The following is a 21,288-nucleotide window of genomic DNA, read 5'->3' as shown; positions in this document are numbered from 1 at the left end:
GTATTCCAGTCATTCATGAAAAGGTTCTTCAGGAACTAAATTTAGAGCTGATTCCTTGTGTGTTAATCGATAGTACTGCCTTACGAAGTAGTTTATATGATTCACAAGCGAAATGGGGAAAATCTACCCGCTATGGTTGGTATAAAGGATATAAGGCTCATGTTTGTTCAACACCAGAAGGTGTTGTGCTGTCTTACGCGTTTACAACAGCGAACGTCCATGATAGCAAAATGGCTCCTGTATTGCTTCAGGATATAAAAGATCAAAATGTATTATTTTCCGTTGCAGATGCTGCTTACGATAGTCAACGTATTTATGAAATTGCACGAACATGTAACATCTTTGCCATGAATCCAATCAATCCTAGGAATGGTGAACAAAATAAGAGTACACATCGTCGTGTATTATCTCATTTTATACAAACTATCTTTGGTAAACAATTGATGAAAGAACGTAGGAAAATTGAACAACAGTTTAGTAAACTCAAAGATAAAGGGTTGGAACAGCCACGTTGGTATGGTCAAAATCGCTATCTATTGCATGTTCAGCTAGTTTTTCTGATTCATAACATTGCATGTTTATTTTAGTTTTGCAACACCCTCGTTAATGTTTTATCATCAAAATGTAATTCCGCTTTATTAGGAATCTTCTTATCTACGTAAGAAGATAAGTCTGCATTATTTTTAATTTTCGCCTTGATACTAAGATTAATTATCTGGTCTTCATATGACTTATAGTCAAAATTCTCACCAAACGTAAATGTTACTTCACTTCTTTGCTTATCTATCTTTAACGTCCCTTTAGAAGTAATATCTTGGCCATTTTGATCATATACTTTTGCCTCTAATACTTCTAAAACATCTTCTAAATCATCACGAATTACCATTGATGTGTATTTAGGAGGATCGTTTGGTATATGTGTACCAACTTGGTATTGAATCACTTGATCCATTTGTGTTAGCTGCTCATTCTCTACAAGCTTGCCATTCTCATCAACTATATTTTTTTCAATACTAGGTGGATTAGCGTCACCTGAACCGGTTCCCCCTCCACCACTTACGAATACTTGTCCTACTTTTTCTTCAGTTTTAATATTTTTACCTTCTAATTTCACAGTATTTTTATGAGGCTTTGCAGAAGGATTAGTAATCTTTGTTTTATATCTTAAAATATAACCTTTTGAACTGTCTGGAAACTCAATTGTAAATCCAGCCTTTGTTGCATTAATTTTAATGTTAGATAAATCTGCTGGCTTAATATTTGTTGGTGCATAACCATCTTCAAATACAGCCTCTTCTAATACTACGCTGTCTGTAATTAACTCATGCCCAGGTCCTAATGTATCTGTTAATTTAAGATCTTGCATTTCTGTTCCAGTTGCATTTACATATACAAGCCAATCAGCAATCGAAGGATCTTCTTGATTATAAGAACCCCATTTCAATAGATTATCTGTATTGGGCTGTGGCTTCGGTCTCTCTGTCGTATTACTTACATTTACTTCTTTATTGACGATTTGACCATCAACGTTAAATTCTAATGGAATTTCTTTAACACCATCATATGCTTCTAGACCAAAGTAGAATTCTACGAATAAAGAACCTTTAATGTTATTCTTTCCTTCTACGTAATCCCCCATAGTACACGTTAATAGACCCTTTTTCATCTCACATGTACCAACTATTTTTCCTTCAGTATCTTTTAAAGGAAAACTCATATTCATAAGGTCTTTTCGAAACTCTTTTGGCATATCAATTGTGAATTGATCTCCACTTTTTATTTTTTCTTTAGCTGACCACTTCACTTCTACTTTCATACCATCTGAGGCTTGATACGGTTCAGATGTCGTGCCATCAGTACGGGAAATATTAATTTCGTCCACTGGACTTTTCATCACAGCAGCTTGAATAACTGGAGCCCACACATTCAGCACTGAAAATAATACTAGAAAAACTAATGAAACCATTGAAATATGTCTTTTAGTACTTTTCATTTGCATAGTTCCCTCCTATTTTTTATATTTATATAACAAAAAAAGACCGTCCGGTTGCATCAAAAATGTGCAACCAGACGATCTTAGTAACCAATATGTATTACCGTAGACTCTAAGCTTTGCGGCCTATCCTTTCGAATAGTGTGCTAAAAATATCTTTTATTCTTTTTTTGTTTCATTTTCCTCTTAAACCAAATATTACTATACCGTCTGGACGGTTATAATTCAATACTCTATAAAATTGTTCTATTTTTCTAATAAAAAAAATAATTCACCACTACATTAAAGAAGCAACGGTGAATTATTTTTACATTCTATAGTTCGTATATTCTATTTATATGAATTCCTAATAAGAGCTTGAATCACTTTTTCTCTTAACTCAGGGCTTAGTCTTCCAACCCCTAAATATTCCGAATACCATAATCCATCTGCTGCTAATCTAATAATTGTTGCACAAACTGCATCTATCTCATCGTTTTCTATATTCTTTTGCAGTTGCTGAAATGATTGTTGTAATGGCTCAAGTAATTCAGGTTTTAACATGAATGCTGCCATCATACTACTAGATAACTCTTCTGTTCTTCTCTCATTATTTAATCTTTCCTCTACAAAAGAGCGAACCCATCTCCCTTTCTTCTCTGCGTCTTCCGCTACTTTATTGTAAATGGCTCCCTCATAATCCTCTACCCCTCTGACTATCATACCTTCTATTAAAGCTTCTTTATTTGAAAAGTGATACAATAATCCACCTTTACTTACACCCGCCTCTTTTGCCACTGCTTCTAAGGTTAATTTAGCAACCCCTTTACATTGCACAATTTGAGAAGCGGCCGCCAAAATCTTTTGCCGCGTTATGCTTATACTCATTCCTTTTTAAAACCCCATTTCTACTAAATTTATATAAATACGAATCTTATTTTTAATATTGTTGATTACTACTAAGTATTTTCTTTATACAACAAAAGCTTCATTACCTTTGAATTTTTAGTTACTTATTCTATTAAAAATTTCCATATCATTCAATATGATAACATTAAATACACAAAGCTGACTATACATCTATACTTTTGTATTTATTGAAAATATATCCATTAATAAAATTTACCGATTTATTCCTTCTTATTACTTTAAGACAGCAGTAATTCTTTCAGTACTAAATAAAAAATGTTATTACTCCCATTAAATTGAGTAATAACATTCTACTTAACAAATTCGCTGCCAACTAGCATCCTTCACATCTTCACTAGTCGGTTTTCTAACTGATCCAATAAAGTGAAACTTTATATCCGCAACATGGACAGGTGTATTTCATTTTGTCACTCCATTATTAACTTGTTTTCCCATATATTCCGACTCACAAAGAATGTAACAGCACAAATCATAGTTATCCCCATGAAAAATGTATTAGAATCTTCATATGTAGTTGGAATGCCTACGGTTACGAAAACAATACTAAAAGCTAAAAATAGATATAATAATAAAGATATAATATAGCTTAGTTTAAATCGTAAAATGATACCTCTAAACAATAGCTCACCAAGTAGACAGCCACCTAAAATAATAGGTACTCCGAAATACAATGTAAGGACTCCCATTTGCGCAGTAGATTGAATTATCTTTCCAATTATGTTCGGCGAAACCAGCTCACTATCGTTTCCCATCCTATCATATAAATCAAGTGCTGTTGCTGAAATAAAGAAACTTAATATAGAAAATGAATACGGTATTAAAAATTTGCTCACTCTCATTCACCTCGCTTTTTTCTTTACATATATTATTCATTATTTCCTATCATTTTTACATAAAAAAATAACCCTCTATGATAAAACATAGAGGGTAGCATTTCTATATAAAAATCTATACCTTATCCTGAAGTGAATCCCGAAAATAGGACAAATATCAAAACACCTAAACCATCTGCTATCTGCTCCCTACATTCTTTAGGGTAGATAGTTTATATGTTTTATTAGAAAGTAGTGCCTTCTTTTCTATAATATTCTTTTGAAATCTCTTCATAAAATGCGGCTGATGTCGCGTAGAAATAAGGTGCTAACCATAAGAAACCGATTCCTACAGTAAGAATACTTAAAATGAACCAACCTAAGAAACTTAAGCATAGTAAAAAGTAATCCATTTTATGTCCATTCATCATATGACGACTCTCAGTAATCGCTTGATTCGCTGTATATTCTGGATGATCATTCAAAATAAAATATGTCATAGAATAAGAAAATGATTTAATAATACCTGGAATAATAAGAAGTAATGTCCATAGAGTCAAGTATACATACATTAGTAAATATGTTAAAAACGACTTCATCAACTTACTTCCATCGCTAAACCATCTAAATATATGACCAATGCGAGCATCAGTCCCACGAATTGCATTTAAAACAAGATAATAGGCACCTATTGTTAATGGACCAATAACAAGCATTACTATAATACTTACTGTAAGTGAATCACTTGCTTCTTCCCAACCCCAAAATATCGAGAAAATACCTGTTGTTAGCATTTCAACAGCTCCAATAAGGATTCCAATTAATAAGGTTGCCCCTACCGCTAGTCCCCATCTTCCTTTTAATGCATCAAGTGCTTCTCTTTTCAACTGACTTATCATATATAACCTCCTAATACTATTTCCATTTTATTATACCATTTATATCAAAAATCCCACATATTTTCCTAAAACAGAAGCATATTACCTTTTTTCATACGTATTGATACATGTGTGCTGTAGTTGTACTAATATATGGATTAAACGACTCTTTTCCCTATAACAAAAAAGCCTGCCTTTCATAATAGGCAAGCTTTCTCAAGTTACATCTCATTTATTTTATTCTTATACCAATCCTGCATTCTCTCCGCATCTTCTACTCTCGTATGCTCTATTTTATAACTAGATGATGCACTCGAAAACTTATACGTACATAAATCCGCACGGCGCTGGAAATATGATTGTGTCTTCTCCATTGATTGGACATGTCTTCTTCTAATAAGTCCTGTATATTTTCCGACGCTACGATAGACAAGTGTAATTTGTTCTCCGTTAACACTGTAGCCATTTGTTTTAAATGTTGCGTATCCAAGTGTAAAGATAAGGATTGCGAGCGGTAGTAATGCCCACATGATGTAATACTTTTCAAAGTATATGCTTATTCCAGTAAGCGGGATTGCGAGCATAGCGAAAAAGATAAAACTATCAATGAGATAGCGGCGCAATGCTGCTTTTGGTAACGAAGTAATACTTGCATTCAGTTCGTATGGTAATTGTAAATGCGCGAGTAATTGTTGCACTCGATCTTTTCGAATGATAGGATGCAGTGTAACTTTTTCTTCTTTCCCTTCACTTTGAATGACTTCTACTTGCACAGCACAATAACCGAACGGTTGGCGTAAAATGCCTTCTTTTATCGTAATCCCTTGAATGCGGTGCAATTTTAGTACGAGTTCTTTTCTCTCCAGTAACCCTTGCGAAATACGGACTTCATCATTTTTTCGATTCACTGTGAAGTTACCGTGTTTTAACGCGTAGCCAATTGTAGATATCATCCAAGAAACGACAAGTAAAATAGCTACCATGTAAATCCAGCCATATATATCGTGGTCCATTACATATGACGTCACACTATTTTTTATCCATTTCGGAATATACTCATCTACTTGGTGATAAACGAAAAAGATTAAAGAGAACAATACTCCAAATTGACCAGATGTAACAGACGCTATTAAAATCTCTTTCCACGTTAACTTGTACTCTGTCGTTTGTTTTTCCTCTGTAACAATTGCTTTTTCTACTGTATTTTCTGCTGCTTCGTCTAACGTTTTTTCTGCTTTCACTTCTGGAGTTGGCTCATTTAACAAAGTAATAAGCTCCGTCGCCTCTTCTACCGTAATTCCAGCTAAGCTAACTTCTGCTTCATCGCCCCCGCCAGCTGTTTCAATCTGAATTTTTTTCAAACCGAGCATTTGGTATAGTACGTTAGAACTTGTATTAATTGTTTGAACACGTTCTTTATTTAAGTAGCTCTCCTTTTTCACAAAGAGACCTTGTTTCACATGTAATACGTTATTTTCGACCCAGTATACTTTGTAATACCAGCCTACGATAGCTGAAATAATTGTGATCAACGCAAAACCAATAGGAACTAAATACCAAAATGGAAACTTTCCCCTTAAGCTAAAAAGAAAAATAATGAGTGGTATAAAATCTGTTATTTTTAATTCTAATAACATCGTGATAGGATGCTGCCTCTTATACATCCTCATCACTCACTTTCGCTAATTCTGCGATTTTCGTTTTCAACATTTCAGCTTCATACATCGTTAAACCTGGGATGCTATGAGAAGTTGCTGCTGTTGAAATGTGTAATTCTGCTAATCCGTATTTTCTCATAATTGGCCCTTGTTCAATCGTTACGTGCTGTACACGAATCATCGGCACTAATACGCGCTTAACAACGAAAAGGCCATGCTGAATTTCAAGTTCTTCTTCATTTAGTTGGTAGCTGTAATAACGTTGACGTAGTTTCGGAAACGTAAAGTAATCAAACGGTGTATATACGATTGTTAATCCGATGAGCACATAGAAAATCCAAGCCCACCAATTAAACTTAATCATAAAGAAAAGATATGCAAAAATGACTATAATACTGATTCCTAGCTCAATTAAAGAACGCGCTTTCCACACCTTGACCATGTCAGGGTGAATTTCATTTTTCAATGGATCCATGTAACCACTCCAAATCTAGTAATCTAATATATGAATACTCTCAATCTATATTTTACGTAACTTTACAGAAAATTGGAATTTAATCTTCTTTCTTCTCAGGAATAAAATATCCGAACCAAAGTAGCCAAATGAAACCGATTAACTTCATCCAATTTCCATCCGCTTGAAAAGCTTCAATCATACCTGGTATTTTATAAACCCCAATAAATCCAAGAAAACCGAGCCACCAGTTTTTTTGCATTTTCATTTTTACTCCTCCTTCATTACGTTTTTCACATTTCGAATCCAAATTTCTTTATACTTTAACTGGAATCCCATGAGCATATAGTTGCTCATATTATCGATCACGAGCGCTAGCGTATGAGCATTTTCTTCCGTTTCATGTTGTGACACAACGCCCAGTCTCGCGCCTTTCTTCAATAAATCATGGAAACCATGCAAAAAATCCTCTTGTATTTCAAATAAACGTTTCTGATACTTTTCATTTCGCGATGCAGTTACGATAAATTCATTGATAACGCGTAGTATTCCTTCTTGCCCTTCATACTCAGAGAGCATATGTAAACCATCTGCGATTAGCTTTTCTGCAAAGTTTTCTTTCGTATACCGCTCTTCATTAAAGTATTTTGTAAAATGATAATCAGAAAAAATCTCTTCAAATAAAAAATCAACTAACGCTTCTTTAGAAGAAAAATGATAGTAAATAGCCGGTTTTGAAATACCTACCTCTTTCGCAATCATGGAAAGACTCATCTTCTCAATGCCGTGTTCTGCCATAAGTTTAAATGATGCCTCTACAATGTTCTGCGATGTTTGTAAATTCTTCGTCATACTGTACCTCACTTATTTTTACTTACCGTTCGGTAAGTAAATTATAAAACAAAACGAAATGATTTTCAATTTAGTTAGCACTACAGAAGGTATTTATTGGAAAATACAGAAAGTTATAAAGTAAAAGCAACATATAAGAATAAGGAGGATATCATATGGGACTTGGTGGTAATGGCGGTAGTGGTGGTAATGGCGGCGGTGAAGCGGGACAAGCTGGTAAGAGCGGATTTTCATTAATCATTGTACTTTTTATCGTATTGATTATAGCTGGAATTAGCTATATCGGACTTAGCTTCTAAGAAAAGGCGTCCTACATTACATATGTAGGACGCCTTGTTTTTAATCTCTATTCAGCAATCGCATACGATAACAATTCATCGTCACTTCTCCAAGCCTTTGCAGTAATTGATAGTTCGCATATGCGCCGACTGGGGCACCGATTACTGGTACGAGCTGAAGCATTTTCGCTAAATCAATATAGTCTCGGTACTCTGTTTGGAACTTTTCCCAGTCCATATGATTTTCTTTTTCTGTATCCCACGTTTCGATTGCTTTCCATATTTCTTTTCTGTGATCGTCACTTGAAAAGGCAAGTTGGAAAACGTGAAGGATAAAAAGACGCTCTTCTTGTTTACTCGTATCAAATCCGTACAATGTCGCTGCATCGAATAAAAATTTAATTTTAATTGTAAGTAAAAGCGGAAAGTCAGCAAGACCGAGGAGAATACCACCAGCTCCAGTCCCTGCTCCTTCTGCCGCTGCTATTTTTTTGTACTCATCCATTTTTTTACGAACTTCATCGTCACGTCTTTGCAGTGACCATGTCGTCTCTTTTAGCTTCGGCTTTATAAAGTTTGACCCGGCGCTAATCGTTTGCACCATCATACGAATCGTCTCTGTTAGTACCTTTTGTACTTTCGCCGGAATGAGCTGTTGCACCTTCGTCTGCACTTTTTTGGAGAACCGTGTCATCATAGAAGAATCTTTCATGAATGTAGCTTTCCACTGCTCCAATTCTTTTATAACCTTCTCTTCGTATGTAATCATAGGTTCATTCCTTTCAATTTAAACGCTCAATGCGCTTCGCCCCATATTGGTAAACGAAACCGATACTAAATAATATGCTTACGATAAGTAAAATTCCTGTCATCATGAAATCTTTCGTTGCTAGTGCAAATATAACTGTAAAGATTACGCTTCCGATGATTAGAATCGCGTTTAATAAAGCAAGAAAATCTTTCTTCTTCTCTTCTCCCCCTACTGGATACAAATCAAGCCAAATTTTCATGCGATGATGTTTCCATAAAGTTAATAGCTGATAACCAATTAAGTATAGGAAGATAAGGCTTACGATAAATCGTCCATATAAAAATGGAATGAAGTAAAGAATTACTCCGCCAAGAGCGAGCAGACGCACATATAATCCAAAATAATTACCAGATCTTAAAAATGTTCTCGTATATAAGTATAAATATGTACGCTTTTCGCCTATCATCGACAGAATGAAATCTAGCCATTTTCTGCGGGCTACTCTTTCTTTTAATGCTGGTACATCAACGAACATGTTCGCAATGCGGTACAGTAGCATCATCTTCTTACCTTCTTCGGAAATTAAATACTCCCAGTTTAGTGGCTTTCCTTTGACCATTTGATGCATGATAGCAAGGTATAACACCATGAGAAGGACGATTCCACCAATGAAAAGAACTGAAGTACGTTCTACAAGGAAATATACAAATAAACCGTTTAGGATAAAACGAATAAACCAATCAGCCCTTTGTATATTTTGATCTGTTAAAAATGACTTTTCCCACGCTACAAATAAATTCCACGCTTTTACAATGACAAATGCGAGTACGATCCATATGTAGCCAGCTCCTGTTTGCTTCATTTGTTGGAAGTATAACGGAGCAAGCGCGGCTGCTACGATTGCGATTATGTATAACTGAATCATAAATGTAAAAAGAAATGCCTTTGTGAAGTAAGGTTTTAACTTTTCTTCAACTGGCAGTAAGTAAACGAGATCCGCTTCTTTTAATAATGTTTGAATGGATCCAGCCGTTAACACGAGTCCAATTAATACTGCCATTACGAGCGCAGTTGGAAACGAAGTTGTTAACGTTTGTAACCATTGCTGGTAATAATACGCTCCCGCACCGATGATGAACACGAAAATAAATTTCAAATGATCATTAAATACGTATTTACTATATGTACGAACTTCTTTTAGAAAGTGACGAAATCGTTCTTTCCATAACGCTGTGCTATTCATAATCTTCTTCCTTTGTTAGCGCGATGTAAATATCATCTAACGTTGCACCTGGCATATTAAACTGTGATTGCAGTTCAGATAGCGTTCCCTTCGCTCTTACTTCACCTTGATGCAAAATAATGAACGAATCACAATAACGCTCTGCCGTCGCTAAAATATGTGTGCTCATTAAAATACCGGCACCACTCTTTTTCATTTGGTCCATCATTTGAAGAAGGGATTGAATCGCTAACGGATCTAATCCAACGAAAGGTTCATCTACTATGTAAAGAGATGGCTCCACTAAAAATGCGCTCATAATCATTACTTTTTGTTTCATCCCTTTTGAGAAATGAGATGGAAACCATTTTAAACGATTTTTCATACGAAACTCTTGTAGTAGTTGTCCTACACGTTCTTCATATTGTTTTTCATCCACGCCGTACGCCATAGCTGTTAATTTCAAATGCTCTTCTAACGTTAATTCATCATATAATACCGGCGTTTCCGGAATAAATGAAAAGCTAGAACGGTACGCTGTCATATCATCACGAATTGTTTTCCCATTAATTGTGACAGTTCCTTTTTTCGGTTCCATTAAACCGATAATATGTTTAATCGTCGTACTTTTACCAGCTCCATTTAAACCGATTAAGCCGACAAGTTCGCCTTTATTAACAGAGAACGAAACGTCTTTTAATACAGGTCGTTTCGTATATCCTCCTGTAACATTTTCCACACGCAATAACTCGCTCATACGACACCACTTTCTTCATTAGTATTCATTCTATATTCATCTTACCAAAAATTATGCTGTACTACATAGTATCCATGTACTCAAAAAAAATTTTTAAATTTATTAGCATATAATTTCCCGAAAGCGGACATCATAATTATTGAAGAAGGAACACATTGAAAAAGCAACCACCAATTGATGAGTACAACAACATAGTGAAGTCATCATGAAATGGGGTGTCCAAGTTGGACAATGAAATTTACACATAACCAGATCATTTGTTTCATTTTCGAAACGGGGTGTCTCTGAAAGAGCATATACTGTTTTAAAAAATAAACAATTTCATTTTAAAAAAGATTGCAATTCATTTCACTTGAAAATGGGGTGTCTGCGGCAGAAACTTTAGCCGATTTACCGTGCATTTCTTAAATAAATGAGGTGTCTGCGAAACGTAAATTACGATAATGCTTTTTCAATCCCTCTTCAGAAAACAGGAAGCTGAGTCAGCTTCCTGTTTTTCGTGTTTGTTCTCTTATGTAATTATGGTAAAATACGGCTAAGGATATTTGAAAGGATGAGATCAATGAATCATACAGCAGACAATTGTATTTTTTGTAAAATCATTGACGGGCAAATCCCTTGCTCAAAAGTATACGAAGATGAACATGTGCTTGCATTTTTAGATATTAGTCAAGTAACAAAAGGACATACTCTTGTTATTCCGAAAGTTCACAAACAAGACATTTTTGCGTTAACGCCAGAAATCGCATCACACATTTTTTCTGTCGTTCCAAAAATCGCAAATGCGATTAAAGCAGAGTTTAATCCAGTTGGCTTTAACCTACTTAACAATAACGGTGAAAAAGCTGGACAAACTGTGTTCCACTTCCACCTTCATTTAATTCCACGCTACGGTGAAAAAGATGGTTTCGGTGCTGTTTGGAAATCACACCAAAATGAATACACTATGGAAAATTTACAAAACATCGCAAGTACAATTGCAAATAGTGTGAAATAATGACACTATAAGAAGGCGTAATACATAACAAGCCACTTCCCTGAAGTCATCAAATTCCGCATGGCTTGTTTCTTTACTTAAAATGCTCAGGGATGATTGTTTGTGCATAGCACATATAAGAAAGATATGCATATTTTCCCATCATGAATACGAACAAAAAATAAGGAGGTCTCCTTTTATGTCAAAAGCTAAATCCTTTATTACAGGTGTTATTTGCGGCGGAGCAGTTGCTGGACTAGCTGTTCTTTTCTCAACTCCTTCTTCTGGTAAAGACATGCGCGGCAAGTTAAAAGAAAAAGGAAATGATATTAAAAAGACTTTAGCTGATATTACAGCTGATACGAAATTATTAAAACGTCAAATCGTTGAAACTGCTTCAGAAGGTAAAGAAGTGTTCCAAGAATTAAAAGACGATATGCACGATACACTTTCTAACTGGAAGCAAGATATTTCTCAAAACAAGCGCCATATTGAGAAAGAAATTTTGGACATCCAAAAGTCAATTGAGAAACTACAAGAAGCTGTTCCAGAAAAAGCGTAAACAAATTCCTGCTTAGTTTTTGCATATAACAAATATTTTTTATATAAATTGACCTTGACACGGCATGTCATATAGATATGCCGTGTTTTTATGCATTTACAATATATGTTATCACTTAACATGTAAGGACAACGTATGTATTCACGACTCATAAAACGCTTCCATAGTTATGCATGATTTGTATAGAATGTCATTTTTCCGAAAAATTTTCACAATTCTCACAAAAAGACTTTATTAATTTTTATTTTACTGGCATAATAGATAGTAATGAAAAAAGAATGTTAAAGTGGGTGAGTAAATGAAAAGTGGAGAAAAAGATTACTCGGTAAAAGAAGCGATGATTTTCAGCCAACGCATTGCTCAATTATCGAAAGCGTTATGGAAATGTGTAGAGAAAGATTGGCAGCAGTGGATTAAACCTTACGATTTAAATATTAATGAACATCATATTTTAACAATCGCTTATCATTTAAAAGGGGCTTCTATTTCTGAGATTGCTAAGTTTGGAGTTATGCACGTATCAACGGCGTTTAACTTCTCTAAAAAGCTAGAAGAACGTGGCTATCTTGTATTCTCAAAAAAGGAAGATGATAAACGAAATACGTACATTGAAATTACAGACAAAGGGGAAGAATTACTACTTCGCTTAATGGAGGAGTATGATCCTGAAAATAATTCAGTGTTTAATGGGGCTCTTGCACTTCGTAATTTTTATGGGAAGTTCCCAGAAAATATCGAACTGATTGCAATCCTGCGTAATATTTACGGACAAGACTTTATCGATATTTTTGAGAAATCATTAGAAGATATTGAAGAGAACTTTACAGAATCCGATCAAAAGTTAGTTAAGAAATAATCTATTTATTTTTTCGCAATCATGCTTAAGAATTCATTCATAAGCGGCTTAAATAAACCTTGTTTTGCTAGCGCTTCCGCAGTTTCGTGTACTTCGAGCTGATGTGGAAGCGCTTTTTCAAATTGATCTAACAGCGCATCGAACAAAAGAAGCCCTTCTGCTTTCTCCACTACATATTGCTCGTTCAGTTTTTCACAAAGATTTAGTATACGTTCAATATCTTTTTTACGAGCTTTTTTCTTTATGATCAAAGAATAAAATGGACACTTCTCTTCATCAATCATTTTAAATAGTAGGTCTACATAGTATTCAGCTTGTTCTAATCTTCTAACAACGTCCATTTTCTCCCTCACTTTCTAACACAAAGTCTTCTATTTCTGAATTTTGTAACACGAACAAAATATCGTGTGATACAATATATGTATATGTATTTTAGCCAAAAGGAGGTCTCGCCTCATGACACTTATAACAGTTGTTTTTGTCGCATTCGCACTTCTTGTTATATTTTACACGAATTTCATGACACATACACTGTGTGAACGAAAACAAATAGCTGCGAGCCGCCAGCCCGGTGTCTTTCGGGTTATTAATGTATGTATAACAATTTTATTAATTTCTAGTTATATAGAAATTATATTTCATGGAAAGTGAGGAAGGAAAGCCCCTTCCTCACTTTTTTCCTCTATAAGCAAATTATACCTACAATAACCAATAAAATAAACAGTACAAGTAATAAAATAAGTTGAGAATTCATCCCCATCCCCTCCTCTATTCTGTATATGCGGCATACGCCCAATATGGCACACTTTCAAAATCTGACACGTGCTGGTTAATTTTTCTTTATCAATATGAAAACGGTTCGAAATATGATATATTAAATTTTGTACATATTGCTTATACTATAGAACAAAACATTCATCAAAACTTTATCCTCAGCCTCGGTAAGCCCTGTTAAGCGCGCTTTACCAATATAAAAAAGCAAAAGTATCAGTGAGACTTAATCGGGCTCTTATGAATCAAAATTCATTGGTGTAGGATAAATTAAAAATACATAATAGTAGGAGTGTTTATCGAATGAAGAAAGCTATGCTTGCCTTAGCCGCAACAAGTGTAATCGCATTATCAGCATGTGGAACATCATCATCAGACAAAATTGTTACATCTAAAGCTGGTGACATTACAAAAGAAGAATTCTACGATCAAATGAAGACACAAGCTGGTAAACAAGTACTAAACAACATGGTTATGGAAAAAGTACTTATTAAAAACTACAAAGTTGAAGACAAAGATGTAGACAAAAAGTTCGATGAAATGAAAAAACAATACGGTGATCAATTCGATACACTATTAAAACAACAAGGTATTAAAGAAGAAACTATAAAAACTGGTGTGCGTGCTCAATTAGCTCAAGAAAAAGCTATCGAGAAAACAATCACTGATAAAGAACTAAAAGAAAACTACAAGCCTGAAATTAAAGCAAGCCACATTCTTGTAAAAGATGAAGCTACTGCGAAAAAGGTAAAAGAAGAACTTGGACAAGGTAAATCTTTCGAAGAGTTAGCGAAACAATACTCTGAAGATACTGGTTCAAAAGAAAAAGGCGGAGACCTTGGCTACTTTACTGCTGGTAAAATGGTTAAAGAATTCGAAGATGCTGCTTACAAGCTGAAAAAAGATGAAGTAAGCGAACCTGTGAAATCACAATTCGGTTACCACATCATTAAAGTAACAGACATTAAAGAACAAAAACCATTTGATGAAGTAAAAGGCGACATCAAAAAAGATCTAGTTCAAAAGAAAGCACAAGATGCTGCATTCATGAACGATCTTATGATGAAAGAAATCAAAAAAGCTGACGTAAAAGTTGACGATAAAGATTTAAAAGATCTTTTCGAAGAGAAAAAAGCTGCCGATAAAAAAGAAGAAAAGAAATAATGAAGTAAAAAAAGCTTGGGCTTCGGCCCGAGCTTTTTTATGTATCCTCTTCGTTAATGAAAGTTTATTTTTTCATTCGTTTAACTAAAACCATCTTTTATGCATTTCACTTAAAAACATTTCTGTAATTTTAAATCCAGAATTTTCTCCTATAATAGAGTCAATCCCGCAATGCGGACAAACTGCTGTGTTATCATCATCCCACCACTCTGTAATTTTTTCTGGATGGAAAATTTCTAAACAATAGAAACAACCACATATAACATCCTTTTCTAAGTACTTTCTATTACGAGAACAAAAACGATGTGCTTCCTCAAAATATTTTTGCATCAGTATCCCCCTATTCCTGATTTTCTTCTTTGCTTTACTTACATTCTCCTCAATAAAATTGCGATTCTTCCTTAAAGAAAAACACAAAAAAACCTTGATCCACGCCACGCAGAACCAAGGTTTATCTTATTATCATTGATTAAATTCAAAAACTATGTTAAATTAGTACAGAAACACGTTTTCTAAAATGAAAGGAACGTATTTATCCGTATTTTAATTGTACACCAAAACACATCTTCAGTCAACCTCTATTTTTCACTTTTAAAGGAGTGCTTACCGTATGAACAAAAAACTTGATTTAGAGCAAAAAAGATTGGATACCGTAATCGAGACAATTACGGAGCAAATTGATAAACTGGAAAACGAAACTGGCAGACGCCGGGCAGAAGTAATCAATATTCGTAAACACTTTTGGGATGATGTGAAAGTGAACACGGATACTTTTGATGATTATCTTGAAACAGTTATCAACTTAAGACAACAAGCTCAGTCACTAGCTGTCACACAAATTACCCATAAGCATACCTTTAATCGACTTGCCGCATTAAGACGCATGCATAAAGCACCTTATTTTGGACGAATTGATTTCAAAGAAGAAGGAGAATCTGCTGCGGATCAAATTTATATCGGTGTTGCTACACTTACGGATGCTAGCGGAGAAAACTTTCTTATATATGACTGGCGCGCACCTATTTCGAGTGTATACTACGATTATCCACCAGGACCAGCTGAGTACAGTACACCAGGAGGCGTAATCCACGGTAATGTGGAGAAAAAATTACAATACATTATTCAAAATGGCGAGATTGATTCTATGTTCGATACGAGCCTTACAATTGGCGATGAAATCTTGCAACAAGCGCTCGGAAAAGGTACGAACAAACATATGCAAAGTATCGTCGCTACAATTCAGCGTGAACAAAATGAAATTATTCGTCACGATGAAGGCCGACTCCTTATCGTGCAAGGAGCTGCTGGTAGTGGTAAAACGTCAGCTGCCCTGCAGCGAATCGCCTACTTACTATATAAATATCGCGAATGGCTAAAAGCGGATCAAATTATTCTCTTCTCCCCTAACTCTATGTTCAATAGCTACGTTTCTAACGTACTACCTGAACTCGGTGAAGAAAATATGCAGCAAGTGACATTCCAAGAATATTTAAATCATAGACTGAGCAAGTCATTTGACGTTGAAGACCCTTATGAGCAATTAGAATATATGCTAACTGAAACAAATAGCCCTACCTATAAAACGAGAAATGCTAGCATCCGATTTAAAGCATCTACTCAATTTTTCGAGATGATTAGAGCTTACAGACAATCTCTTGAATCTTCAGGCATGCTATTTAGAGGAATGAAATTTAGAGGGAAACTAATTGCCTCAGCTAAAGAAATCACAGAGCAATTTTATAATACTGACTCCTCTCTCCGCTTCCATAGCCGAATTGAGAAGTTAACGGATTGGCTAAATAAGCAAATAGATGCACTTGAAAAAGCAGAACTGAAAAAGCCTTGGGTAGAAGAAGAAATCGAACTACTTAGTAAAGATGAATATCAAAAGGCTTATAAATATTTACAGAAAAAAGGCGAGTTTGACGATAACTCCTTTAATGATTTTGAGAAAGAAACAAGAGTACTTGGACGTATGATTGTCCGTAAAAAAATGAAGCCTCTTCGTAAAGGCGTTCAAACATTGCGCTTCATCAATTTTACAGGTATATATAAACAGCTTTTCACAGATGCATCATGGGTTACTGGAGAAAAACCGAAAGAGTGGGATGATATTTGCTCATTAACAGTAAATATGCTTGATGAAGGAAAGCTATATTACGAGGATGCGACTCCATTTTTACTTTTAAAAGAATTAATTGAAGGCTTCCAAACGAACAGATTGATTAAACACGTACTCGTAGATGAAGCGCAAGATTATTCTCCGTTTCAGTTCGAGTTTTTAAAACGCCTCTTCCCTGCTGCAAGAATGACGGTACTCGGAGACTTTAACCAAGCGATATTTGCCCATGCGAGTGAAACGGTGAATTTCGATACACTTACGAATTTATACGGGCCAGACGAAACAAACGGCATTAACTTAACTCGTAGCTATCGCTCAACAAAACCGATTATTGAATTTACACGTGCTCTCGTACCGGAAGGGAAGAACATTCACGCCTTTGAACGTGACGGCGCGAAACCTACAGTGACGAAAGTAGCTGATTACAGCGAACTGCACGAACATATTACTGCCAAAGTTGCTGAACTACAAAAAGAGCAGCACAATACGATCGCAATCATCTGTAAATCCGCAGCTGAAAGCGCCGCTGCCTATGAGGAACTTAGTAGCATTGAAGATATTAAACTTGTGAAGAGCACCTCTGCTGAATACGAACAAGGCGTTGTTATTATCCCTGCTTATTTAGCGAAAGGCATTGAATTTGATGCCGTTATTATTTACGATGCTTCTAAAGATGTGTACAGCGATGAGAGCGTTCGTAGATTGTTCTACACTGCTTGTACGCGAGCGATGCATGAATTGCACCTTTATAGCGTTGTCGAGGTTAGTCCTTTTGTGCTTGGGGCTGATTCGGAGAGTTTTGAGCTTATTACAACACCTTGATAACAATCAAGGTGTTTTCTTTTTTATGCAGGACTTACACCTTTAAAGTAGAATATATCAGTTTAGAAAAAAGTTAAGGAGCGAAAAGATGAACCACTATTTTATTGCTATTTATGACGGTGAGTTTCCTACCGAAAAATTACATACCATTTTACAATCTAAGCACACTTTTACTGACCTAAACGTCCGCACCATTTCAATCTCCTCACCAAGACCTTTCACATTATTAGTTGGCGAAGAACATCGTGCACTCACAACTGGACTTACAGACAAATACCACTTATTAACGAAAGAGTTGCAAACACTTGAGCAGCAAAAAAAGTACTACTATGTATACGATTATAAAATTAGAAAGACCATCGAGAATCCTATCCAAAAATGCTTTCCATTCGCACAAATCAATATAAGTGTTACGAAATTCCATCAGATGATTCAAAAAGTAAAAGACTTAAAACGACCTGTTTTTGCAGGTTATAACATCGTCTCTCATGATGCAGACATACTTACGATTGATGTACTTCTTTCTTCACCTTTACTAGATCCTAACACTTCCGAAAAAGATGCGGAAGAATACTCTTATTTACAGCAACTAACTGAATCAATCTCTCGTTCTGAATTATGTATTTCTGTTAAAGAGAGTGCACTTATTTAAACACGAAAAGAGGAGTATTTATCATACCCCTCTTCTACTATCTATTTACGTTTTTACTTGATCATAATAATGAATTCTTTTATATGCAACTTATATAAGTATCAAGGTGTCTTTCTAATTCTGAATGAAATACCCTTACGCCTATATACACTCAGCACAATCCCCATTATAAGCGCATGAAATACAGTCGGCGTTAATCCGTAACTAATAAAAGGTAAGGATATAGCAGCAAGCGGCAATAATCCTAGTATCATTCCAACATTATAAATAAACTGGAATACAAAAAGAGTCAATCCACCAACGAGTAGCAATTTACCGTACCGATCATTTATTTTATAAGAGATGACTATTAATCTTGCTACAAAAAGAGAAAGAACGAAGACAAGAATTAATGCAAGCCAATACCCATAATAGTAAGTCAAACTTGCAAATACAAAATCAGTATCCGGAGCAGGGATGAATTTCATATCTCGATATGTACCAAACCAACCTGCTGATGACATTACCTCTTTTAATCGTATATACATAAATCCTGCGCCACCTGCATCACTCTCAGGATTTAAATACCCTAAAAGTCTATCTAAGTGGTATCCTGAAGACCATGATACGGATACCTTGATAACAAATAGGTACAATCGTAATAATCAACGACGTTTTCTTTCCTAGCTTACTCCACCAAAGCATAACGAATACCATCGTAATATAGATAAAAATTGACGAAAGGGTGGATACAATCAAAAATAAATACAAAGAAAATAAATATAAAACCACAAGATGTATAATCTTTAACCTACTATCATTAAAAAAAGAAGCCCAAGCTAGAAAAAAGAAAGGCACTGCCATTAGACAGTCAATTGCAATTGGGCCGATTTGTATTAACGATTCTCCAATCATTGAAGCGTTTGGAAAACAGTATAGTATTAACAGGACAACTACTCCGATTATATAAAACAACCATCCCATTCTCTCTAATTTCCGATAATCAAGTAACATCATTCCAATCGCTGTTACAACACCGAGAATAACAAATATCACCTTATTTATTATTACATCATTCGTATATCCAAAAACTAAAACCGGCAAAAACCCTAACCCCATAGCAGCTACTAATAAAATAAGTAAGAACCAATCCACCTTTGGCTTATGAAGTTTGTTAAGTTCCCGGCCAAGTTTAATCGGACTCCCCATTTGTTCAACAGCCTTATCTTCAGCAACTTCCTCACTTAATCCTTTATCCATCCACATATTCTTCGCCTGTTTCAAGTGAAAATTTAGTTCAGCTGCTACTAAGTCCTTCGCTTCTTTTGATTTAATATGGTTCGTAACTTCTTTTAAAAAACGCTCCCCTTTTTTGTTCAATTTTTTCTCACTCCTGTACTAAGCCTTTTAATATAAATCGTGCCTTCGTAGCATTTTTTTCTGCCTTTCGCAGCATCTTGTTTCCTTTATCATTTAATTGATAATATTTAGCTCCTGCGTGATCCCAATTAGATTGGATAAAGCGATTCTGTTCTAGACGATGTAATAAAGTGTATAGAGACCCTTCATCACCTTCGAATTTTTGAATCCCTCTTCCTCTTAGTAACTGCATCAATTCATAACCTGTTTTTTCATTCATAAGAAGTTGTAACACTGCTAAAAGGATATCTTCTTCCTTTTCGGACGATTGCTTAATTTTTTCGCGCACCTGCTTCTGGTGCTGATCAGAAAAACTCAAATGTTTAAACGTTGTGTTCTCCATTGATTTTCGCAAGCCTTTTAATCGATCTTCCATTTGATTATTCCTCCAATCCTTCCTTCAAAAGTTCCTTCGCTTTTTTTAGTCTTGTCTTTATCGTGTTTTCTTTCACATCTATTACTGTAGCAATCTCTTTAATTGATAATTCCTCATAATAAAATAGATAAATGACTTCTCGATATTTTATCGGTAAATTCATTACTGCAGAAGCTAACCTACTATCCTCAGCATTTTGAATGACAGTTTGTTCGACACTATCATTTTGAATCCCAATATACGCAAATTCATCCTCTGTAACGATTACCTTTTTGTTATACCAACTTTTTATATAGTCCTTACATTGATTAATCGCAATTCTCCATAACCACGTTTTCACATTCGATTTCCCTTTGTATGTATGAAGAGATTTATAACATTTCACAAATATATCTTGCGTTACATCCTCCGCAACCTCTTTATTATTCACATATGAATACACAAGCTGTAGGACTTCTTGTCCATACTTGTTCATTATTTCGTCGATAAGGTCCTCCTTATCTTCTATTTCAAACGCTTCTATCGTTAATTCATCCACATCATTTCCTCCTTCCCATATATTAGACGACGCACTGTATGGAAAAGTTTTATAAATACATAAAAAAATACGGATGGTAATGTCCATACCGTTTTTTTATGAATATTTATTTACTTCTTGTCCCCTGACACTAATGCTCTGCTTAAAAACAGGAATTTTCATCCATATATCTTGTTCCCTATTTTAAAACATAATACAATTAAAATGTAACTTAATAAGCTATAACTAGTAGGTGTGGCAATCATCTCTTCCATTTTGAAAAAGGGGGGAGGTGATAATATGATCGCGATGTTTGTAATTAAATTAGTGTATGGTATCCTAACCGGAGCTGGCGTTGTCATCGGTAGAAGATACGTCGGTCCGTGGCTAATTTCTGTATACAAAAAAGCGAGAACCACCCTGCTTTGTGGAAAAGGTAATGGCGGTTCTCGGCTAAAACGTTAATGTAATTGTCTTATAACCGCACCTACTACCACCACAATAGCAA

General features: G+C 35.1%; 24 protein-coding genes, 2 pseudogenes and 1 riboswitch. Of the genes and pseudogenes, 10 read left to right on the top strand and 16 right to left on the bottom strand.

What is annotated here, in order from left to right:
• The coding region (locus V6946_RS05440) for a transposase (protein ID WP_406622258.1) at positions 1-587 on the top strand (587 nt) is incomplete at its 5' end.
• A gap of 14 nt (positions 588-601) precedes the next feature.
• Here V6946_RS05440 and V6946_RS05435 read toward each other — a convergent pair.
• The 8 genes and pseudogenes from V6946_RS05435 to V6946_RS05400 form a co-directional block, all read right to left on the bottom strand.
• Positions 602-1,999: pseudogene (locus V6946_RS05435) on the bottom strand (isopeptide-forming domain-containing fimbrial protein); the annotation flags it as partial.
• Between the two features lie 59 nt (positions 2,000-2,058).
• Positions 2,059-2,151: riboswitch (cyclic di-GMP riboswitch) on the bottom strand.
• A gap of 172 nt (positions 2,152-2,323) precedes the next feature.
• Positions 2,324-2,860, bottom strand: a complete 537-nt coding sequence (locus tag V6946_RS05430) for a TetR/AcrR family transcriptional regulator (protein WP_000028016.1) — start codon at positions 2,858-2,860, stop codon at positions 2,324-2,326.
• Between the two features lie 449 nt (positions 2,861-3,309).
• Positions 3,310-3,735 carry a hypothetical protein gene (locus V6946_RS05425; RefSeq protein WP_002098741.1) on the bottom strand — a complete coding sequence of 142 codons (426 nt, stop codon included), beginning with the start codon at positions 3,733-3,735 and terminating at the stop codon, positions 3,310-3,312.
• A gap of 224 nt (positions 3,736-3,959) precedes the next feature.
• Positions 3,960-4,613 (bottom strand): DUF975 family protein, encoded by a 654-nt coding sequence (locus V6946_RS05420; RefSeq protein ID WP_000625401.1) that lies wholly within the window; start codon positions 4,611-4,613, stop codon positions 3,960-3,962.
• A gap of 200 nt (positions 4,614-4,813) precedes the next feature.
• Positions 4,814-6,256, bottom strand: coding sequence for a PH domain-containing protein (locus tag V6946_RS05415; RefSeq protein ID WP_098279422.1), 1,443 nt, complete (start codon positions 6,254-6,256; stop codon positions 4,814-4,816).
• Entirely contained in the window at positions 6,249-6,725 is a 477-nt protein-coding gene (locus V6946_RS05410; RefSeq protein WP_000371345.1) for a PH domain-containing protein, read from the bottom strand. The genes V6946_RS05415 and V6946_RS05410 overlap by 8 nt, the downstream gene beginning before the upstream one ends.
• Positions 6,726-6,804: 79 nt before the next feature.
• A complete protein-coding gene (locus V6946_RS05405; RefSeq protein ID WP_000783813.1) occupies positions 6,805-6,972 on the bottom strand; it encodes a hypothetical protein in 168 nt (55 codons plus the stop codon).
• A 2-nt stretch (positions 6,973-6,974) separates the two neighbouring features.
• Entirely contained in the window at positions 6,975-7,556 is a 582-nt protein-coding gene (locus tag V6946_RS05400; RefSeq protein WP_000164838.1) for a TetR/AcrR family transcriptional regulator, read from the bottom strand.
• A 155-nt stretch (positions 7,557-7,711) separates the two neighbouring features.
• Here V6946_RS05400 and V6946_RS05395 point away from each other — a divergent pair, with 155 nt between their 5' ends.
• Positions 7,712-7,855, top strand: a complete 144-nt coding sequence (locus V6946_RS05395) for a YjcZ family sporulation protein (protein WP_000522758.1) — start codon at positions 7,712-7,714, stop codon at positions 7,853-7,855.
• 40 nt (positions 7,856-7,895) lie between these two features.
• On the opposite strand, the gene ecsC is transcribed toward V6946_RS05395, so the two are convergent.
• The 3 genes from ecsC to ecsA are packed head-to-tail and all read right to left on the bottom strand — an operon-like array spanning position 7,896 to position 10,564.
• The gene (ecsC, locus tag V6946_RS05390) at positions 7,896-8,603 is read right to left on the bottom strand and encodes an ecs operon protein EcsC (protein WP_000634142.1); all 708 of its coding nucleotides are present in this window, start codon (positions 8,601-8,603) and stop codon (positions 7,896-7,898) included.
• Between the two features lie 13 nt (positions 8,604-8,616).
• Positions 8,617-9,828: an ABC transporter permease EcsB gene (gene ecsB, locus V6946_RS05385; RefSeq protein WP_001089131.1), complete on the bottom strand. Its 1,212-nt coding sequence runs from the start codon at positions 9,826-9,828 to the stop codon at positions 8,617-8,619.
• A complete protein-coding gene (gene ecsA, locus V6946_RS05380; RefSeq protein WP_001292603.1) occupies positions 9,821-10,564 on the bottom strand; it encodes an ABC transporter ATP-binding protein EcsA in 744 nt (247 codons plus the stop codon). The genes ecsB and ecsA overlap by 8 nt, the downstream gene beginning before the upstream one ends.
• A 562-nt stretch (positions 10,565-11,126) precedes the next feature.
• Between ecsA and V6946_RS05375 the strand changes: the two genes are divergently transcribed.
• The 3 genes from V6946_RS05375 (at position 11,127) to V6946_RS05365 (ending at position 12,958) form a co-directional block, all read left to right on the top strand.
• Complete coding sequence (locus V6946_RS05375) at positions 11,127-11,561, top strand: HIT family protein (RefSeq protein WP_001016835.1); 435 nt, start codon at positions 11,127-11,129, stop codon at positions 11,559-11,561.
• Between the two features lie 178 nt (positions 11,562-11,739).
• On the top strand, positions 11,740-12,102 hold the full coding sequence (locus V6946_RS05370; RefSeq protein ID WP_000030300.1) for a YtxH domain-containing protein: 363 nt from the start codon (positions 11,740-11,742) through the stop codon (positions 12,100-12,102).
• 298 nt (positions 12,103-12,400) lie between these two features.
• On the top strand, positions 12,401-12,958 hold the full coding sequence (locus tag V6946_RS05365; RefSeq protein WP_000834924.1) for an HTH-type transcriptional regulator Hpr: 558 nt from the start codon (positions 12,401-12,403) through the stop codon (positions 12,956-12,958).
• A 5-nt stretch (positions 12,959-12,963) separates the two neighbouring features.
• On the opposite strand, the gene V6946_RS05360 is transcribed toward V6946_RS05365, so the two are convergent.
• Positions 12,964-13,299 (bottom strand): DUF1878 family protein, encoded by a 336-nt coding sequence (locus V6946_RS05360; RefSeq protein ID WP_000383655.1) that lies wholly within the window; start codon positions 13,297-13,299, stop codon positions 12,964-12,966.
• Positions 13,300-13,414: 115 nt separating this feature from the next.
• Between V6946_RS05360 and V6946_RS05355 the strand changes: the two genes are divergently transcribed.
• Both V6946_RS05355 and prsA read left to right on the top strand, forming a co-directional pair.
• Positions 13,415-13,609: a hypothetical protein gene (locus tag V6946_RS05355; RefSeq protein WP_000172690.1), complete on the top strand. Its 195-nt coding sequence runs from the start codon at positions 13,415-13,417 to the stop codon at positions 13,607-13,609.
• Positions 13,610-14,032: 423 nt separating this feature from the next.
• On the top strand, positions 14,033-14,893 hold the full coding sequence (prsA, locus tag V6946_RS05350; RefSeq protein ID WP_366981792.1) for a peptidylprolyl isomerase PrsA: 861 nt from the start codon (positions 14,033-14,035) through the stop codon (positions 14,891-14,893).
• Between the two features lie 84 nt (positions 14,894-14,977).
• Here the strand turns inward: prsA and V6946_RS05345 are convergent, their stop codons facing one another.
• Positions 14,978-15,223, bottom strand: coding sequence for a hypothetical protein (locus V6946_RS05345; RefSeq protein ID WP_001174909.1), 246 nt, complete (start codon positions 15,221-15,223; stop codon positions 14,978-14,980).
• Between the two features lie 280 nt (positions 15,224-15,503).
• Between V6946_RS05345 and helD the strand changes: the two genes are divergently transcribed.
• Both helD and V6946_RS05335 read left to right on the top strand, forming a co-directional pair.
• Complete coding sequence (gene helD / locus V6946_RS05340) at positions 15,504-17,837, top strand: RNA polymerase recycling motor HelD (protein ID WP_006924790.1); 2,334 nt, start codon at positions 15,504-15,506, stop codon at positions 17,835-17,837.
• 88 nt (positions 17,838-17,925) lie between these two features.
• The gene (locus V6946_RS05335; RefSeq protein ID WP_006924788.1) at positions 17,926-18,489 is read left to right on the top strand and encodes a hypothetical protein; all 564 of its coding nucleotides are present in this window, start codon (positions 17,926-17,928) and stop codon (positions 18,487-18,489) included.
• 101 nt (positions 18,490-18,590) lie between these two features.
• Here the strand turns inward: V6946_RS05335 and V6946_RS05330 are convergent.
• From V6946_RS05330 to V6946_RS05320, 3 genes and pseudogenes are all read right to left on the bottom strand, one after another.
• Positions 18,591-19,848, bottom strand: a pseudogene (locus V6946_RS05330) (FtsW/RodA/SpoVE family cell cycle protein).
• A 7-nt stretch (positions 19,849-19,855) separates the two neighbouring features.
• The gene (locus V6946_RS05325) at positions 19,856-20,263 is read right to left on the bottom strand and encodes a PadR family transcriptional regulator (protein ID WP_000390147.1); all 408 of its coding nucleotides are present in this window, start codon (positions 20,261-20,263) and stop codon (positions 19,856-19,858) included.
• A gap of 4 nt (positions 20,264-20,267) precedes the next feature.
• Positions 20,268-20,801, bottom strand: a complete 534-nt coding sequence (locus V6946_RS05320) for a sigma-70 family RNA polymerase sigma factor (RefSeq protein ID WP_006924784.1) — start codon at positions 20,799-20,801, stop codon at positions 20,268-20,270.
• Positions 20,802-21,080: 279 nt separating this feature from the next.
• On the opposite strand from V6946_RS05320, the gene V6946_RS05315 reads away from it, so the two are divergent.
• Positions 21,081-21,245, top strand: a complete 165-nt coding sequence (locus tag V6946_RS05315) for a hypothetical protein (RefSeq protein WP_366981794.1) — start codon at positions 21,081-21,083, stop codon at positions 21,243-21,245.
• The last annotated feature ends 43 nt before the right edge of the window (positions 21,246-21,288 follow it).

Source organism: Bacillus sp. PPSBB_2 (assembly GCF_045291115.1).
GTDB classification, from domain to species: Bacteria; Bacillota; Bacilli; order Bacillales; family Bacillaceae_G; genus Bacillus_A; species Bacillus_A cereus.
The sequence above is the reverse complement of the archived record's forward strand: the minus strand, read 5'-3'. Positions and strand labels throughout refer to the sequence as shown.

Bases quoted from the DNA above. Each gene is read 5' to 3' on its own strand.
- V6946_RS05430 (WP_000028016.1), bottom strand. From the start codon at position 2,860: ATGAGTATAAGCATAACGCGGCAAAAGATTTTGGCGGCCGCTTCTCAA.
- V6946_RS05420 (WP_000625401.1), bottom strand. From the start codon at position 4,613: ATGATAAGTCAGTTGAAAAGAGAAGCACTTGATGCATTAAAAGGAAGA.
- V6946_RS05415 (WP_098279422.1), bottom strand. From the start codon at position 6,256: ATGTATAAGAGGCAGCATCCTATCACGATGTTATTAGAATTAAAAATA.
- V6946_RS05410 (WP_000371345.1), bottom strand. From the start codon at position 6,725: ATGGATCCATTGAAAAATGAAATTCACCCTGACATGGTCAAGGTGTGG.
- V6946_RS05405 (WP_000783813.1), bottom strand. From the start codon at position 6,972: ATGAAAATGCAAAAAAACTGGTGGCTCGGTTTTCTTGGATTTATTGGG.
- V6946_RS05400 (WP_000164838.1), bottom strand. From the start codon at position 7,556: ATGACGAAGAATTTACAAACATCGCAGAACATTGTAGAGGCATCATTT.
- V6946_RS05395 (WP_000522758.1), top strand. From the start codon at position 7,712: ATGGGACTTGGTGGTAATGGCGGTAGTGGTGGTAATGGCGGCGGTGAA.
- ecsC (WP_000634142.1), bottom strand. From the start codon at position 8,603: ATGATTACATACGAAGAGAAGGTTATAAAAGAATTGGAGCAGTGGAAA.
- ecsB (WP_001089131.1), bottom strand. From the start codon at position 9,828: ATGAATAGCACAGCGTTATGGAAAGAACGATTTCGTCACTTTCTAAAA.
- ecsA (WP_001292603.1), bottom strand. From the start codon at position 10,564: ATGAGCGAGTTATTGCGTGTGGAAAATGTTACAGGAGGATATACGAAA.
- V6946_RS05375 (WP_001016835.1), top strand. From the start codon at position 11,127: ATGAATCATACAGCAGACAATTGTATTTTTTGTAAAATCATTGACGGG.
- V6946_RS05370 (WP_000030300.1), top strand. From the start codon at position 11,740: ATGTCAAAAGCTAAATCCTTTATTACAGGTGTTATTTGCGGCGGAGCA.
- V6946_RS05365 (WP_000834924.1), top strand. From the start codon at position 12,401: ATGAAAAGTGGAGAAAAAGATTACTCGGTAAAAGAAGCGATGATTTTC.
- V6946_RS05360 (WP_000383655.1), bottom strand. From the start codon at position 13,299: ATGGACGTTGTTAGAAGATTAGAACAAGCTGAATACTATGTAGACCTA.
- V6946_RS05355 (WP_000172690.1), top strand. From the start codon at position 13,415: ATGACACTTATAACAGTTGTTTTTGTCGCATTCGCACTTCTTGTTATA.
- prsA (WP_366981792.1), top strand. From the start codon at position 14,033: ATGAAGAAAGCTATGCTTGCCTTAGCCGCAACAAGTGTAATCGCATTA.
- V6946_RS05345 (WP_001174909.1), bottom strand. From the start codon at position 15,223: ATGCAAAAATATTTTGAGGAAGCACATCGTTTTTGTTCTCGTAATAGA.
- helD (WP_006924790.1), top strand. From the start codon at position 15,504: ATGAACAAAAAACTTGATTTAGAGCAAAAAAGATTGGATACCGTAATC.
- V6946_RS05335 (WP_006924788.1), top strand. From the start codon at position 17,926: ATGAACCACTATTTTATTGCTATTTATGACGGTGAGTTTCCTACCGAA.
- V6946_RS05325 (WP_000390147.1), bottom strand. From the start codon at position 20,263: ATGGAAGATCGATTAAAAGGCTTGCGAAAATCAATGGAGAACACAACG.
- V6946_RS05315 (WP_366981794.1), top strand. From the start codon at position 21,081: ATGATCGCGATGTTTGTAATTAAATTAGTGTATGGTATCCTAACCGGA.